At 68.2% G+C, this 15,047-nt stretch carries 16 protein-coding genes; 7 read left to right on the top strand and 9 right to left on the bottom strand.

Features of this window, described 5'->3' with window-relative positions:
• The first annotated feature begins 2 nt into the window (after positions 1–2).
• Both relA and mazG read left to right on the top strand, forming a co-directional pair.
• A complete protein-coding gene (relA, locus tag CHC02_RS24815) occupies positions 3–2,261 on the top strand; it encodes a GTP diphosphokinase (protein ID WP_089394062.1) in 2,259 nt (752 codons plus the stop codon).
• Positions 2,254–3,087: a nucleoside triphosphate pyrophosphohydrolase gene (mazG, locus tag CHC02_RS24810; RefSeq protein ID WP_089394061.1), complete on the top strand. Its 834-nt coding sequence runs from the start codon at positions 2,254–2,256 to the stop codon at positions 3,085–3,087. Before relA ends, mazG begins: the two co-directional genes overlap by 8 nt.
• A gap of 410 nt (positions 3,088–3,497) precedes the next feature.
• Here mazG and CHC02_RS24805 read toward each other — a convergent pair whose 3' ends face one another.
• Complete coding sequence (locus tag CHC02_RS24805; protein WP_089394060.1) at positions 3,498–4,430, bottom strand: aspartyl/asparaginyl beta-hydroxylase domain-containing protein; 933 nt, start codon at positions 4,428–4,430, stop codon at positions 3,498–3,500.
• Between the two features lie 164 nt (positions 4,431–4,594).
• Between CHC02_RS24805 and CHC02_RS24800 the strand changes: the two genes are divergently transcribed.
• Complete coding sequence (locus tag CHC02_RS24800; protein WP_089394059.1) at positions 4,595–5,134, top strand: DUF2058 domain-containing protein; 540 nt, start codon at positions 4,595–4,597, stop codon at positions 5,132–5,134.
• A gap of 57 nt (positions 5,135–5,191) precedes the next feature.
• Here CHC02_RS24800 and CHC02_RS24795 read toward each other — a convergent pair whose 3' ends face one another.
• The 3 genes from CHC02_RS24795 to purM are packed head-to-tail and all read right to left on the bottom strand — an operon-like array spanning position 5,192 to position 7,630.
• Positions 5,192–5,908, bottom strand: coding sequence for a DUF3108 domain-containing protein (locus CHC02_RS24795; protein WP_089394058.1), 717 nt, complete (start codon positions 5,906–5,908; stop codon positions 5,192–5,194).
• 10 nt (positions 5,909–5,918) lie between these two features.
• Positions 5,919–6,569 carry a phosphoribosylglycinamide formyltransferase gene (purN, locus tag CHC02_RS24790; RefSeq protein WP_089394057.1) on the bottom strand — a complete coding sequence of 217 codons (651 nt, stop codon included), beginning with the start codon at positions 6,567–6,569 and terminating at the stop codon, positions 5,919–5,921.
• A complete protein-coding gene (purM, locus tag CHC02_RS24785; protein WP_089394056.1) occupies positions 6,569–7,630 on the bottom strand; it encodes a phosphoribosylformylglycinamidine cyclo-ligase in 1,062 nt (353 codons plus the stop codon). The genes purN and purM overlap by 1 nt, the downstream gene beginning before the upstream one ends.
• Positions 7,631–7,844: 214 nt before the next feature.
• Between purM and CHC02_RS24780 the strand changes: the two genes are divergently transcribed.
• Together CHC02_RS24780 and hda are read left to right on the top strand one after the other, a co-directional pair.
• Positions 7,845–8,888, top strand: coding sequence for a DUF2066 domain-containing protein (locus CHC02_RS24780; protein WP_089394055.1), 1,044 nt, complete (start codon positions 7,845–7,847; stop codon positions 8,886–8,888).
• 146 nt (positions 8,889–9,034) lie between these two features.
• Positions 9,035–9,742, top strand: coding sequence for a DnaA regulatory inactivator Hda (hda, locus tag CHC02_RS24775; protein WP_009616904.1), 708 nt, complete (start codon positions 9,035–9,037; stop codon positions 9,740–9,742).
• Positions 9,743–9,984: 242 nt separating this feature from the next.
• Here the strand turns inward: hda and CHC02_RS24770 are convergent, their stop codons facing one another.
• From CHC02_RS24770 to arsC, 3 genes are read right to left on the bottom strand one after another with little or no spacing between them, the layout of a single operon-like run.
• Positions 9,985–10,404, bottom strand: a complete 420-nt coding sequence (locus CHC02_RS24770; RefSeq protein ID WP_089394054.1) for a DUF2069 domain-containing protein — start codon at positions 10,402–10,404, stop codon at positions 9,985–9,987.
• On the bottom strand, positions 10,405–11,001 hold the full coding sequence (gene wrbA, locus CHC02_RS24765; RefSeq protein WP_009616906.1) for an NAD(P)H:quinone oxidoreductase: 597 nt from the start codon (positions 10,999–11,001) through the stop codon (positions 10,405–10,407).
• Positions 10,998–11,351, bottom strand: a complete 354-nt coding sequence (gene arsC / locus CHC02_RS24760; protein ID WP_089394053.1) for an arsenate reductase (glutaredoxin) — start codon at positions 11,349–11,351, stop codon at positions 10,998–11,000. The genes wrbA and arsC overlap by 4 nt, the downstream gene beginning before the upstream one ends.
• Before the next feature lie 113 nt (positions 11,352–11,464).
• Between arsC and CHC02_RS24755 the strand changes: the two genes are divergently transcribed.
• Together CHC02_RS24755 and CHC02_RS24750 are read left to right on the top strand one after the other, a co-directional pair.
• Positions 11,465–12,694 carry a YihY family inner membrane protein gene (locus CHC02_RS24755; protein WP_089394052.1) on the top strand — a complete coding sequence of 410 codons (1,230 nt, stop codon included), beginning with the start codon at positions 11,465–11,467 and terminating at the stop codon, positions 12,692–12,694.
• 158 nt (positions 12,695–12,852) lie between these two features.
• Positions 12,853–13,050: a hypothetical protein gene (locus CHC02_RS24750; protein WP_089394085.1), complete on the top strand. Its 198-nt coding sequence runs from the start codon at positions 12,853–12,855 to the stop codon at positions 13,048–13,050.
• A 3-nt stretch (positions 13,051–13,053) separates the two neighbouring features.
• On the opposite strand, the gene CHC02_RS24745 is transcribed toward CHC02_RS24750, so the two are convergent.
• Positions 13,054–13,452, bottom strand: a complete 399-nt coding sequence (locus tag CHC02_RS24745; RefSeq protein ID WP_089394051.1) for a hypothetical protein — start codon at positions 13,450–13,452, stop codon at positions 13,054–13,056.
• 178 nt (positions 13,453–13,630) lie between these two features.
• Positions 13,631–15,043 (bottom strand): PilZ domain-containing protein, encoded by a 1,413-nt coding sequence (locus CHC02_RS24740; RefSeq protein WP_089394050.1) that lies wholly within the window; start codon positions 15,041–15,043, stop codon positions 13,631–13,633.
• Positions 15,044–15,047 lie beyond the last annotated feature (4 nt).

The raw sequence follows: 15,047 nt of genomic DNA, 5'->3' as shown, positions 1-15,047 counted from the left end.
AGATGGTACAGGTGAGAGCGCACCAGCCGGTCAACACCGACGGCAGCATCAACCTCGAGGCCTGGCTGGACCACGTCCAGACCCTGGTCCCGGTGCTGGATCGCAAGGTCCTGCTTCAGGCCTGCGAGTTCGCCCGCGAGGCCGAGAACAAGGCCGTCAGCCAGGTGGAAGCCGCCTGGGCCGATGGCACCTCGAGCTTCCAGACCGGCCTCGAGATCGCCGAGATCCTCGCCGACCTCAAGCTCGACCAGGAATCCCTGGTGGCCGCGGTGATCTACCGCGGCGTGCGCGAGGGCAAGGTCAAGCTGGAGGAAGTGCAGCAGCGCTTCGGCCCGGTGGTGGCCAAGCTGATCGAGGGCGTGCTGCGCATGGCGGCGATCAGCGCCAGCCTCAACCCGCGGCAGTCCATGGTGCTCGGCACCCAGGCGCAGATCGAGAACCTGCGCAAGATGCTGGTGGCCATGGTCGACGACGTGCGCGTCGCGCTGATCAAGCTGGCCGAGCGCACCTGCGCCATCCGCGCGGTGAAGAACGCCGACGAGGAGAAGCGCATGCGCGTCGCCCGCGAGGTGTTCGACATCTACGCGCCGCTGGCGCACCGCCTGGGCATCGGCCACATCAAGTGGGAGCTGGAGGACCTGTCCTTCCGCTACCTGGAGCCCGACCAGTACAAGCAGATCGCCAAGCTGCTGCACGAGCGCCGCCTGGACCGCGAGCAGTACATCGCCACCGTGATGCAGCAGCTCAAGGACGCCCTGGCCGCCACCGGCATCAAGGCCGACCTGTCCGGCCGCGCCAAGCACATCTACTCCATCTGGCGGAAGATGCAGCGCAAGGGCCTGGACTTCAGCCAGATCTACGACGTGCGCGCGGTGCGCGTGCTGGTCCCGGAGATGCGCGACTGCTACACCGCGCTGGGCATCGTGCACACCCTGTGGCGGCACATCCCCAAGGAATTCGACGACTACATCGCCAACCCCAAGGAAAACGGCTACCGCTCGCTGCACACCGCGGTGATCGGCCCCGAGGGCAAGGTGCTGGAAGTGCAGATCCGCACCCACGCCATGCACGAGGAAGCCGAGCTGGGCGTGTGCGCGCACTGGCGCTACAAGGGCACCGACGTCAAGTCCGGCTCCAACCACTACGAGGAGAAGATCTCCTGGCTGCGCCAGGTCCTGGAGTGGCACGAGGAACTGGGCGACATCGGCGGCCTGGCCGAGCAGCTGCGGGTCGACATCGAGCCCGACCGGGTGTACGTCTTCACCCCCGACGGCCACGCCATCGACCTGCCCAAGGGCTCCACGCCGCTGGACTTCGCCTACCGCGTGCACACCGAGGTGGGCCACAACTGCCGCGGCGCCAAGATCAACGGCCGCATCGTGCCGCTGAACTACAGCCTGCAGACCGGCGAGCAGGTGGAGATCATCACCGGCAAGCACAGCGGCCCGAGCCGCGACTGGCTGAACCAGAACCTCGGCTACGTCACCACCTCGCGGGCGCGGGCGAAGATCGTCCACTGGTTCAAGCTGCAGGCTCGCGATCAGAACGTCGCCGCCGGCAAGGCCATGCTCGAGCGCGAGCTGGGGCGCCTGGCGCTGCCGCCGGTGGACTTCGAGAAGCTGGCCGAGAAGGCCAACTACAAGACCGGCGAGGACCTCTTCGCTGCCCTCGGCGCCGGCGACCTGCGCCTGGCCCACGTGGTCAGCTACGCGCAGCAGCTGGTGGAGCCGGAGCGCGGCAACGAGCAGCTCGAACTCATCCCGCGCAAGCCCAGCCGCATCGGCCACGGCAAGCGCGGCGACATCCAGATCCAGGGCGTGGGCAACCTGCTGACGCAGATGGCCGGTTGCTGCCAGCCGCTGCCGGGCGACCCCATCGTCGGCTACATCACCCTCGGCCGCGGCGTCACCATCCACCGCCAGGACTGCGCCACCGTGCTGCAGCTGGCCGGCCGCGAGCCGGAGCGGATGATCCAGGTGAGCTGGGGCCCGGTGCCGGTGCAGACCTACCCGGTGGACATCGTCATCCGCGCCTACGACCGCTCCGGCCTGCTGCGCGACGTGTCCCAGGTGCTGCTCAACGAGCGCATCAACGTGCTGGCGGTCAACACCCGCTCGGACAAGGACGACAACACCGCGACCATGCGCCTGACCATCGAGATCCCCGGCCTGGAGTCCCTCGGCCGCCTGCTGGCGCGCATCTCGCAACTGCCCAACATCATCGAGGCGCGGCGCGACCGCGCGGGTGGCAAGGATGTATAAGCTCGACGACCTGCTGCACCTCATGGCCCGCCTGCGCGATCCGCGGCATGGCTGCCCCTGGGACCTCAAGCAGGACTACGCGAGCATCGTCCCCTACACCATCGAGGAGGCCTACGAGGTCGCCGACGCCATCGAGCGCGGCGACTTCGGCCACCTGCGCGAGGAGGTCGGCGACCTGCTGTTCCAGGTGGTCTACTACGCCCAGCTGGCCCGCGAGGAAAACCGCTTCGACTTCGACGAGGTGGTCCACGGCATCACCGCCAAGCTGGTACGCCGCCATCCCCACGTGTTCCCCGACGGCGACCTGTACGGCGAGCCTGACCCGGCGAAACTGGAAGAGGCGGCGGTGAAGCAGCGCTGGGAGGAACTCAAGGCCGAGGAACGCGCCGCCAAGGCCGCCGAGCCGGTGCAGCTGTCGCTGCTGGACGACGTGCCCGCGGCGCTGCCGGCCCTGAGCCGCGCGGCCAAGCTGCAGAAGCGCGCGGCCCAGGTCGGCTTCGACTGGCCGGAGGCGCTGCCGGTGGTGGACAAGCTGCGCGAGGAGCTGGACGAGGTGCTGGAAGCCATGGCCGACGGCGACGCCGAAGCCCAGGCGGAGGAGGTCGGCGACTTGCTGTTCGTGGTGGTCAACCTGGCCAGGCACCTGAAGGTCGACCCGGAAACCGCCCTGCGCGCGGCCAACGGCAAGTTCGAAAGGCGCTTCCGCTACATCGAGAGCGCCCTGCGCGACCAGGGCCGCAAGGCCGAGGAATGCAGCCTGGAAGAGCTGGATGCGCTCTGGGGCGAGGCCAAGCGCGAGGAGAAGAACCCGCTGGGGTGTGGCTAGGTTCGCCGGCGTTACGAAAAAGCCCCGCGGTGCGGGGCTTTTTGCTTTTCGTAGGAGCGAGCTGGGCTGTTCGTGCCACCGGGGAGTCCAATCGCGGACAAAGTTGCTCCTACCCCGCCACCGCTGTCCCACCTGTAGGAGCGCGCCCTGCGCGCGATTCGCGGGCAGGGCCCGCTCCTACAATGGGGCGATATGGGAGACGCGAATTTCGATTCAGTCACTCCCGCGAACGAGGGAGCCCAGAAGACAGTTGCTCCTACGCCCGTGCCTCCTGTAGGAGCGGACTCTGTCCGCGATTCGGCGGATAACGCCGTAGGCGTTATGCGCCCTACGCGGACTGTCCTGGAACGTAGGGCGAATAACCGTTCGCGGTTATCCGCCGTTGGCCGGAACGCCGGGCTCGGGACGGTTCAGCCGAACATCCAGCGCAACAGCAGCACCAGCAGCACCACCGCCAGGATCGGCCGGCCGATGCGGTAGGCCTTGGGGTAGCGGCGCTTGAACTTCTTCACCTGGGCGCCCACGGCGTTGCCCAGGCGGATCAGCACCGAGTAGGCCTGGTTGATCCCGCCGACGCGCTCGCCCTCGACGTTCTGCGGCGCGGTGGCGCGGCCGAGGAAGGCGCTGACGCGGCGGTTGATGCGCGTCAGCAGCGGCGACCTGAGCGGGCGCTCGACGTCGCAGAAGAGGATCAGGCGCGATTCGTCGGTCTCGTTCTTCACCCAGTGCACGAAGGTTTCGTCGAACATCACGTCCTCGCCGTCACGCCAGGCGTAGGGCTGGCCGTCGACGAAGATGCGGCAGGCGTCCGAGTTCGGCGTGGCCAGGCCCAGGTGGTAGCGCAGGGAGCCGGCGTAGGGGTCGCGGTGCTTGTTCAGGTGGCTGTTCGGCGGCAGGCGGGTGAACATCGCGCCCTTGACGTTGGGGATGCTGCTGACCAGCTCCACGGTCTTCGGGCACAGGCGCTGCGCGGAGGGCAGGGGGCCGTCGTACCAGGTCAGGTAGAAACGCGTCCAGCCCTTCTTGAAGAAGGAACCGAAGCCCGCCTCGTTGTTGTTCAGGGCGTCGCGGATGTAGCCCTCGTCGAACAGTTGCTCGGCTTCCTCGCGGATCATCTGCCAGTTGTCGCGCAGCTTGTCGAGTTCCGGGAAGCGCTCGCGGTCCAGGTACGGCCTGGAGGGTACGCTGGAGTTCAGGTACATCAGCGAGTTGTACGGGGCGAACCAGGCCGAGTGGTTGACCACCTGGCGCAGGAACGGCAGGCGTACCTTGCCGCGCAGGTGCACGTAGAGGATGGCGACGAGGAAGATGGCGAGGATTGCGAGGACGAGGAGCTTGATCATGGGATGGCGAGTCCGCCCTGTTTGACTGAAATACGACCGGCCACTTGCGCAATGCCGGCACAGGCCCGAGGATTATACCCTCAGCGCGCGTCGCCGCTGAATTTTCCGCCATGTCAGAATTGTCCTGCGTCAAAGTTCGCGGGCTGTCGGAGAGTCGTTAGCCAATGAGCATGTCATTGCGTGACCAGCTGCTGAAAGCCGGGCTGGTCAACGAAAAGCAGGCCAAGCAGGCCAGCAAGCAGAAACAGAAGCAGCAGCGCCTGGAGCACAAGGGCCAGGCCGAGAAGGACGACAGCCAGCGCCAGGCCGCGCTGCAGGCCCAGGCCGAGAAGCTGGCCCGTGACCAGGAGCTGAACCGCCAGCAGCAGGAGAAAGCCGAGAAGAAGGCCCGCGTCGCGCAGATCAAGCAACTGATCGAGGGGACCCGCCTGCCCAAGATGGAGGGCGACGACTACTACAATTTCGTCGACGCCAAGAAGGTCAAGCGCATCGCGGTGAACGCCCTGATCCGCGACAAGCTCAGCCGCGGCAGCCTGGCCATCGTCAGCTACGAGGGGCGCTACGAGATAGTCCCGCGCGACGCCGCGCTGCGCATCCAGGAGCGCGACGAGCGCCGCGTGGTGCTGCTCAACGAGCCCAGCGGCGAGCCGGACGAGGACGATCCGTACAAGGACTACGTGGTGCCCGACGACCTCATGTGGTGACACGGGCAGAAACGAAAAAGCCGGGCGGATGCCCGGCTTTTTTCGTTGCGGCGGCGCTTACGAGCCCTTGACCTGCTTGCCGTCGACGGTGCCGTCCTTGAGCATGATCTGGTACTCCTTGCCGTCGGTCTCCTGCTGGTACAGGCGCACGAGCAGGTAGTCCCAGTCCTTGGCGAACCAGAGGACGGTCTTGCGGTTGCTCTTGGTCGGGTCGCGCACGCGCTCGACCTTGATGGCGTCGATCTGGCCGGCCTGGGTGGCGACCTTCTCCTCGCCGAGCACGCGGAAGTCGTAGGTATCGGTGTCGGTACCCTCGATCACCTGGTAGCTCATGCTCTTCTTGCCGACGGCGACGTCGTGCTGCAGCACCAGCTGGTAGGTGGACTTGTCGAGCTGGCCGCGGTTCAGCGGCAGGCGCACGGCGTCGCCGCGGTCGCTGCCGGTGACCTGTTTCTGCGCCCAGTTGAACTGCAGGTCGGTGGACTTGTTCTTGCCCAGGCCCTCGCGGGCCCAGTGGTAGGTCTGCGGCAGGTAGGTGTCGCCCTCGACCTTGAAGGAACTGCTTTCCTTCAGGCTGGCGAGCAGCATGGAGGCCTGGAAGTCGAGTTCCCAGTTGCCCCCGTCGCCTTGCTTGAGGCTGCGGGAAGCGGTCCCGCTCAGCGGCATCTGCTTCCAGTCCGCGGTGTAGCTGGCCTCGAACGGCTTGATCTGGAACGAGGCGGCATGGGCCGGCAACGTCAGCAGGGCCATCAGGAACAGCAGGACTCTACGCATCGCGAATCTCCTAGGTTCGGAACGGGTAGCCGGTGGCCGGCAGCGCCTGGCCATCCAGCATGGCGCCTCGCTCGCCCAGGCGCAAACGGCCTTCGGCGAACCAGCGCATGGCCAGCGGGTAGATCAGGTGCTCCTGCACGTGCACCCGCGCGGCCAGCGTCTGCGGCGTGTCTTGCGACTCTACCGGGATTGCCGCCTGTACGACCAGAGGGCCGCCGTCGAGTTCCTCGGTGACGAAGTGCACCGAGCAGCCGTGCTCGGCGTCGCCGGCCTCCAGCGCGCGCTGGTGGGTGTGCAGGCCCTTGTACTTGGGCAGCAGCGAAGGGTGGATGTTCAGCAGGCGGCCGTGGTAGTGGCGCACGAAGGCCGGGCTGAGGATGCGCATGAAGCCGGCCAGGACCACCAGGTCCGGGGCGTGGGCGTCGATGCGGCGGATCAGCTCGGCGTCGAAGGCTTCGCGGTCGGCGAAGCCCTTGTGGTCCAGGACCTCGGTGGCGATGCCCGCGGCGGCGGCGCGCTGCAGGCCGTAGGCGTCCGCGCGGTTGGAAATCACCGCGCGGATGGTTGCCGGCGTGGCGCCGTCGGCCAGGCTGTCGATCAGTGCTTGCAGGTTGCTGCCGGAGCCGGAAATCAGCACCACGACATTGCAAGGACGGGACATCAGTGGCCTTTCAGGTTGTTCAGCACCACGCGCTCGGCGTCCGCTGCGCAGGCGTCGATGCGGCCGATGACCCAGGGCTGCTCGCCGGCGGCGCGCAGGGACGCCAGGGCGGCCTCGACCTGGTCCTGGGCGACGCAGATGACCATGCCCACGCCGCAGTTCAGCACGCGGTGCATCTCGTGCTCGTCGACGTTGCCTTTTTCCTGCAGCCAGTCGAACACCGCCGGGCGCTGCCAACTGGCCACGTCGATGACCGCCTGGGCGTTGTCCGGTAGCACGCGCGGGATGTTGTCCAGCAGGCCGCCGCCGGTGATGTGGGCCATGGCCTTGACCGCGCCGGTCTGCTCGATCAGCTGCAGCAGCGGCTTGACGTAGATGCGCGTCGGCGCCATCAGCAGGTCGGCCAGGGGCTTGCCGTCCAGCTGGGTGGCCTCGATGTCGGCGCCGGCGACCTCGATGATCTTGCGGATCAGCGAGTAGCCGTTGGAGTGCGGGCCTGAGGAGGGCAGGGCGATCAGGGCGTCGCCGGCGACCACCTTCGAGCCGTCGATGATCTCGGTCTTCTCCACCACGCCGACGCAGAAGCCGGCCAGGTCGTAGTCCTCGCCCTCGTACATGCCGGGCATCTCGGCGGTCTCGCCGCCTACCAGGGAGCAGCCGGCCAGCTCGCAACCGGCGCCGATGCCGGTCACCACGGTGGCGGCGACGTCGACGTTGAGCTTGCCGGTGGCGTAGTAGTCGAGGAAGAACAGCGGCTCGGCGCCGCAGACCACCAGGTCGTTGACGCACATGGCGACCAGGTCCTGGCCGATGCTGTCGTGCTTGTTCAGGTTCAGTGCCAGGCGCAGCTTGGTGCCGACGCCATCGGTGCCGGATACCAGCACCGGCTGCTTGTAGCCGGCCGGGATTTCGCAGAGCGCGCCGAAGCCGCCCAGGCCGCCCATGACTTCAGGACGCGCGGTGCGCTTGGCGACGCCTTTGATGCGTTCGACGAGGGCTTCGCCGGCGTCGATGTCCACACCGGCGTCCTTGTAGCTCAACGAGGGTTGCTTGCTGCTCATGTATCCAGGCCTGTAGATAGGAGTGATTCGTCTGCCGGCCGCGGCGCGAAGGATTCGCGGCGACCTCGCGGGAGGCGCGGGATTTTATCAGGCTTGCCCGGCAGCGGCCATCTCGCGCTGTTGCCGCTGACCGGAGGGCTGTTTAAGGTATAGGCCTTCCGGAGGGGCTTGCCAGGTGCCGTTCCCTTCCTTTCCCGTTCGTCGAGAGCCTGTCATGCGACTTACCGCCCGCCTGTTGATCCTCTGCCTGTCGTTGTTCGCCCTGCCGTCCTTCGCCGCCGCGCCGGGCAACCTCTACCAGGTGCACGAGCCGGTGGCCTCGCAGCAGCCGGACGAGCGCAGCGCCGGCCTGTCCCGCGCGCTGCAGACCCTGGTGCTGCGCCTGACCGGCGACCCCCGCGCCATCCAGAGCGGCGCGCTGGCCGGCTACTTCAAGGACCCGCAGCAGCTGATCAGCCAGTACGGCTACGAGAACGGCCCGCCGCTGGCCCTGGTGGTGGACTTCGACCCCGCCTCGGTGAACAACGCCCTGCGCCAGGCCGGGCTGCCGGTCTGGGGCGCCAACCGCCCGAGCCTGCTGGCCTGGTGGCTGAACGAAAGCGCCGCCGGCAGCAGCCTGGTGGGCGACAGCCAGGAAGGCGCCGCGCCGCTCAACCGCGCCGCCCAGCGCCGCGGCCTGCCGCTGCTGCTGCCGATGGCCGACCTCTCCGAGCAGGGCGTGGGCACCGCGCAGAACATCACCGCCGCGCAGCCCGACGCGCTGCTCGCCGCCTCCGAGCGCTATTCCGCCGATGGCCTGCTGGCGGTCGACGCCAAGGAGGATGGCGGCAAGTGGCAGGCCCAATGGCGCCTGTGGCTGGGCGACTCCCGCGAGCAGGGCCAGGCCCAGGGCGACAGCCCGGACGCCCTGGCCGATGCCGTGATGCTGGCGGTCAGCCAGCGCCTGGCGCCGCGTTTCGTCGGCGCGCCGGGCGCGGCCAGCGCCCTGACCCTGCAGGTGCAGGGTGCCAACCTCGAACGCTATGCCCAACTGCAGAAGCTGCTTGACCCCATGGGGGCGAAGCTGCTGCTGGCCCAGGGCGACAACCTGCAATACCGCCTCAACGCCAGCCCCGACCAGCTGCGCGCCCAGCTGGGCCTGGCGCACCTGCAGGAGGCCCCGGTCGAGCCGGCCCAGCAGCCGGCGCTCGACGCCAACGGCCAGCCGCTGCCGGCGCAGCCCGCGGCGCCGGGCAACGTCATGCGTTTCCGCTGGTAGTGACGCCGCGGGTGGGCCTGGCGCCGGATTCGCAGTATGCTGCGCCTCCGGCGCCTTTTCGGATGCGCCAAAATGATGATTTGGTTACACTTTTGATCCGTACGGCTTCACTGTAAGCGTTTTCGAAGAAAAGCCCCGCCCGGCACATGAAACAACCTATGCAGCTCCCCCTGGGCATCCGCCTGCGCGACGATGCCACCTTCGCCAACTTCTACCCCGGCACCAATGCCGCGGCGCTGGGGTATGTCGAGCGGCTGTGCGACTGCGACGCCGGCTGGGCGGAAAGCCTCATCTACCTGTGGGGCGTCGAGGGCGTGGGGCGCAGCCACCTGCTGCAGGCGGCCTGCCTGCGCTTCGAGCAGTACGGCGAGACCTCGGTGTACCTGCCGATGGCCGAGCTGGTGCAGTACGGCCCGGCGATCTTCGACGACCTCGAACAGCTGGAGCTGGTCTGCCTCGACGACATCGAGGCCCTGGCCGGCCTGCCGGAGTGGGAAGAGGCGCTGTTCCACCTGTTCAACCGCCTGCGCGACGCCGGCCGCCGCCTGCTGCTGGCGGCCTCGATGCCGCCGCGCGAGCTGCCGGTCAAGCTGCCGGACCTGAAGTCGCGGCTGACCCTCTCGCTGATCTTCCAGCTGCACCCGCTGACCGACGAGGAAAAACTCCGCGCCCTGCAACTGCGCGCCTCGCGCCGCGGCCTGCACCTGACCGACGAAGTCGGGCGCTTCATCCTCACCCGTGGCGCACGCAGCATGGAATTCCTCTTCGACCTGCTGGACGAGCTGGACAAGGCCTCGCTGCAGGCGCAGCGCAAGCTGACCATTCCCTTCCTCAAGGAAACCCTGGGTTGGTAGGCCCCTTCGGGGGAGCTGCAAGCTGCAAGCCATAAGCTGCAAGTCACCGGGAGCCGTACGCTCTTCGCCCTACGACGTTGCGCCGAGGTGCTTTTCTCGTAGGAGCGAGCTTGCTCGCGAATGGGCCCCGCAGCGGAATCTGTTCGCGAGCAAGCTCGCTCCTACGATGGGTCCGCCTCCGAACCCACCTGTAGGAGCGGGCCCTGCCCGCGAATCGCGCGCAGGGCGCGCTCCTACAGGGTCTAATCCTCCCCCGCCAGCTTGCGCTCGTACTGGAAGCGCCAGCGGGTGTAGAGCAGCGCCGCGCAGAACAGGCTGACGCTGAGCAGCACCTCGGCCCAGCCGTAGATGCGCTGGCCCGGTTCGAAGGTGTTGAGCACCCCGGTGATGAAGTACAGGTTCACCACGTAGCAGGCCCAGGCGTGGCCGCGGGCGCTGCCGAGCAGCATGCCGGGGGCGATGATCAGCAGCGGCAGCAGCTTGAGCGCGGTCCACACCTTCGGCACCCAGTCCGGGGCGCCGTGGGCGTCGGTGAACAGCAGGCCCCAGGTGAGGATCAGCAGGACCAGGGCCAGCAGGCTGCCCAGGCTCACCGCGCGGCTCGCGGCCAGGCGCGGGCGCAGGTGTTCGAGGGAGGGCAGGGGTTTCTTCTTGCGGGCCATTCAGCGCTCCAGTTTGCCGGCGACCTCGGCCAGGCGCTTGCCCAGCGCGCGGCACAGGGTGATCTCGTGTTCGTCCAGGGCGCGCTTGCCGTCGGCGCCGGCGAAGTGGCTGGCGCCATAGGGCGTGCCGCCGCCGCGGGTCTCCAGCAGGGCCGGTTCGCTATAGGGGATGCCGGTGACCAGCATGCCGTGGTGCAGCAGCGGCAGCAGCATGGACAGCTGGGTGGTCTCCTGGCCGCCGTGGAGGCTGGCGGTGGAGGTGAACACCGCCGCCGGCTTGCCCACCAGGGCGCCGGTCAGCCACAGGCTGCTGGTGCCGTCGAGGAAGTACTTCAGCGGCGCAGCCATGTTGCCGAAGCGCGTCGGGCTGCCCATGGCCAGGCCGGCGCAGTCCTTGAGGTCGTCCAGGGTGGCGTAGAGCGCGCCTTCCTCGGGCAGGTCCGGGGCCACCGCCTCGCACTCGGTGGACACCGCCGGCACCGTGCGCAGGCGCGCCTCCAGGCCGCCCTGTTCGATGCCCCGGGCGATCTGCCGGGCCATCTCGGCGGTGGCGCCGTGGCGGCTGTAGTAGAGCACCAGGATGTAGGGCGCGCTCAAGGCAGGATCTCCAGCACCTTCTCCGGCGGCCGGCCGATCACCGCCTTGTCGCCGGCCACCAGGATGGGCCGTTCGATCAGCTTCGGATGGGCGGCCATGGCCTCGATCAGCTGGGCGTCGCTGAGCTGCGGGTCGTCCAGGCCCAGGGCCTTGTATTCCTCTTCGCCGGTGCGCAGCAACTGGCGCGCGCCCATGCCCAGCTTGCCGAGCAGCGCCTGGAGTTCGGCAGCGCTGGGCGGCGTCTCCAGGTAGCGCACGATGGTCGGGGCCAGGCCGCGCGCCTCGAGCAGTTCGAGGGCGCCACGGGACTTGGAGCAGCGCGGGTTGTGGAAAAGTGTCAGTTGGCTCATATCCATGGGCTCGCTGGGCCGTTAAAGTGGCGGCTATTCTAACCGCCTCCCGAGGGTTGGCTGAACCATCGGCGTTCGGCCGGGCCGGCGGCCCCGCGACTTAAGGACACAGCATGCACCCGCGCCTGCAGAACCTGATCGAGTTCTGGCGTTATCTCCTCCAGCGTTTCCGCGCCGACCGTGTCAGCAGCCACGCCGCCGCGCTGACCTACACCACGCTGTTCGCCGTGGTGCCGATGATGACCGTGACCTTCGCCATCGTCTCGGCCATTCCCGCCTTCGAAGGCATGGGCGAGCGCATCCAGCTGTTCATTTTCCACAACTTCGTGCCGTCCACCGGCGAGGCAGTGGAGACCTACCTGCGCGCCTTCATCGTCCAGGCGCGCCACCTGACCTGGCTGGGGGTGGCCTTCCTGGCGGTCACCGCGTTCAGCATGCTGGTGACCATCGAGCGCGTGTTCAACGAGATCTGGCGGGTGCGCAAGCCGCGCCGCGGGGTGACGCGCTTCCTGCTGTACTGGGCGATCCTCAGCCTGGGGCCGCTGTTGCTGGGCGCCGGCTTCGCGGTGTCCACCTACGTCACTTCGCTGTCGTTGCTGTCCGGGCCCCATGCGCTGCCCGGCGCCGGCATGCTGCTGAAGTTCATGCCGCTGCTGTTCAGCGTGGCGGCCTTCACCCTGATCTACGCCGCGGTGCCCAACGCCCGCGTGCCGCCGCTGCACGCCCTGGCCGGCGGCGCCCTGACGGCCTTCCTGTTCGAGGCGGCCAAGTCGCTGTTCGGCCTCTACGTCGGCCTGTTTCCCGGCTACAAGCTGATCTATGGCGCCTTCGCCACGGTGCCGCTGTTCCTGCTGTGGATCTACCTGTCCTGGCTGATCGTGCTGTTCGGCGCCGAGCTGGTCTGCAACCTGTCCTCGACGCGCCTGTGGCGGCGCAGGGCGTTGCCGCGGCTGCTGGTGCTGCTGGGTGTGCTGCGGGTGTTCTACGAGCGCCAGCGCCACGGCGAGGCGACGCGCCTGGCGCACCTGCACCGGGCTGGCTGGATGCTGCCGGAGGACGAATGGGAGGAACTGCTGGCCTTCCTCGAACGCGAGCAGATGGTCTGCCGCTCGGGCGGCAGCGACGACGCCTGGGTGCTGTGCCGCGACCTGGGCAGCTACAGCCTGCATCGCCTGCTCAACCGCTGCCCCTGGCCGCTGCCCTGCCTGGAGACGCTGCCGGACAGCCTGCCGGAGGACTGGTACCCGCCGTTGCGCGAGGCCCTGCAGCGCTACCAGGCCGAGCGCGAGGCGCTGTTCGGCGGCAGCCTCGCGGAATGGTTGAGTCCGTCACATTCCAGGTGACGTAAAAGGTCAGTTTGCGGCGAAACGCAATGCCGGCAGCGGCGGGGCGGGGATGGAAATGCGTGGAATCGCGGGCCTCGAAAGTTTGGCACGCTTCTGGCTATAGCCGGTTCAGGACAGTGGTGTTCCCCAGAAGTTCCGAGAAGGCCCGCATCTTCATGAACAAAGACCTGAACAAAGTCGTACACCTGCACCAGCGCGACCCGCAGAGCGCCCTGGAGCGGCTGAATAGAATCACCGGTCTGCAGTTCAGCAGTTGGCCGGAATCCCTGCTGCCCAGCGTCCATGCCGCGCTCGAGGAGCAGGCTGCCGGCAACGCCGAGCCCGTCGGCGAGCCCGCCCGCCAGCTGGGCTGAGCGTTACGACAGCTGGCCGGCGTTGATCCGCTGGTCGCTGGCGATCTGTTCCACCGCCTGGATGAAGAGTTCTTCCACCGTCAGGCGCGAAAGTCCCACCGCCGAACGCAGCCTGATCTGCAGGTTGTCGATCCTGTACCTGAACGACAGCCGCGCGATGCCGGACAGCAGTATGCGTCCGCTGGCGTTGAGGGTGCCGTGGTCGATCACCACCTCGTGCTGCCGCTCGCCGTCGCCGTAGCAGGCCAGCAGCGTCACCGGCAGCTGGGCCATGCCCGGCACCTGCAGCCAGGCGGCGATGTTGTAGTCGCAGGCCCGGCCGCCGTTCCCCATGCCGAGGGGCCTGGCATTGGCCACGATGTGTTCGGGCACCCGGCTGACGATCTGATCCGTGGGCTGCATCGGTCTATTCCATGAATGGGCATCGGCCGGCGTACATGGCGCCAGCATGTTCTTCGACAGGGCGTGTAGGACATGCGGAAAGTAAATTTCCGCAAGCCTCGGCATTATAGGAAGCGTCAAGCCGGCAAAACGTGCATGTTGCCGATCCCGGCTGTGACCTGGGTCTCAATTGACGACATCAAGCCAGCCGCAGCGGGTGCCGGCTGACCAGCGGCGTGCTCAGGTTGGCCGTGGGCAGCGGGAGGATGGTCTGGTTGTCGAAGCTGGCCAGTTGCAGCCAGAGGTTCTCGCCCTCGACGAATTGCCCCTGGGGCAGCCAGATGCCGTGGTACCAGCCGTTGCCCGGTTCGGGGGTGCTCTGCAGGACCGCCGGGTGACGTTGTGCGTCAGGCGTGCGGCGCAGCCATGCCGGCCGTGGCAGGCCCTTGAGGAAGCGCAGGCCCAGGTGCAGGCCGTCGCCGTTGAGGTGGCGCCAGCGCACCATCGCCAGGATCGGCGAGCCCGGCTGGTCGAGGATCAGCAGCAGTTGCCCGACCGGCAGGCGCTGCGCCTGGCTGCCCTGGCAGACGATGCGGGCCCCGCCGGGGCTGCAGTCGGCCATCTGCGCCTCGCAGCTGCTGGCGGCGCCGGCCAGCAAGTGGGCCTGGATCGCCGTCAGGCCGATCACCACCTGGCAGTTCGCCTGCTTCTCGGCGCGGGTATGGCGGCGCGGCTGGTGGCCCAGCCAGTGGGGCCGGACCCGCTCCAGCAACTGGTTCTCTGCCGCCGGGCGCAGGGGCGCCGGGTCGTGCAGGGCGATCAGCAGCGCGCCCAGTTCCAGGCGGCGCAGTTGTTCGGCCGGTGCCGCGGGCTTCTGGTCGAAGCCCAGGCAGGGGCGATCGTCGCCCAGGTCCACCAGGTAGCCGTCCTGTTCCTCCTCCTCGTCGTCCCAGTCCTGCAGCCGGGCCAGGCCGGCCAGCGGGGCGAGGGCGCTGAACAGGTGTGGCGCCTCGCCTTCGGTGAGGTGGAAGGGGTTGCTCAGCGCCAGCAGCAGGGACTGCTGGTACAGGCCCCGCAGGGTGCCGGCCGGGGTGGGCTCGAAGGCGGCGGCGATGGGCTCGTCGAGGCACTGCTGGTACTCGCCTATCCAGTACAGCAGGTGGCTGTCGCGCCACAGCGAGCCCGGCGGCTGCTGGTATTGCTGGTAGTGGCGCAGCAGGGCCTGGGCGAGGAAGTGCTCGGCCATGTACAGGCACCAGGCCAGGTGCGGGCGCGAGGGCTTGTGGCCGTTGAGTATCTGCAGCAGCAGGCGCTTGAAGCCGGCGGCCAGTTCGCCGCACAGGTGCACGAAGAGCGCCGGGGGCGCCTTCTCGGCGCGGATCAGCCGGGTGTAGTGGCGATATTCTTCGGCGAGGCTTTGCAGCGCGCGCTGCCTTTCCAGTAAGGTCAGGGCGCAACGGTTGAGCCGGAAGAGGACGCCCAGGCAGTGCTGCAGGCCTTCGTGCAAGGGCAGTCGCCGGGCTTGCGCCAGTCCTGCCGCCAGGTTGCTCGCTGCGTCGCCGTTGTCTTCCAGGATGTCCGGCACTTCCAGGCGCAGGGCTGAGAGCATCATGACC

The sequence above is a fragment of the Pseudomonas delhiensis genome (assembly GCF_900187975.1).
In the GTDB taxonomy this organism is placed as follows: Bacteria; Pseudomonadota; Gammaproteobacteria; order Pseudomonadales; family Pseudomonadaceae; genus Pseudomonas; species Pseudomonas delhiensis.
This window is presented reverse-complemented; position numbering and strand designations above follow the sequence as displayed.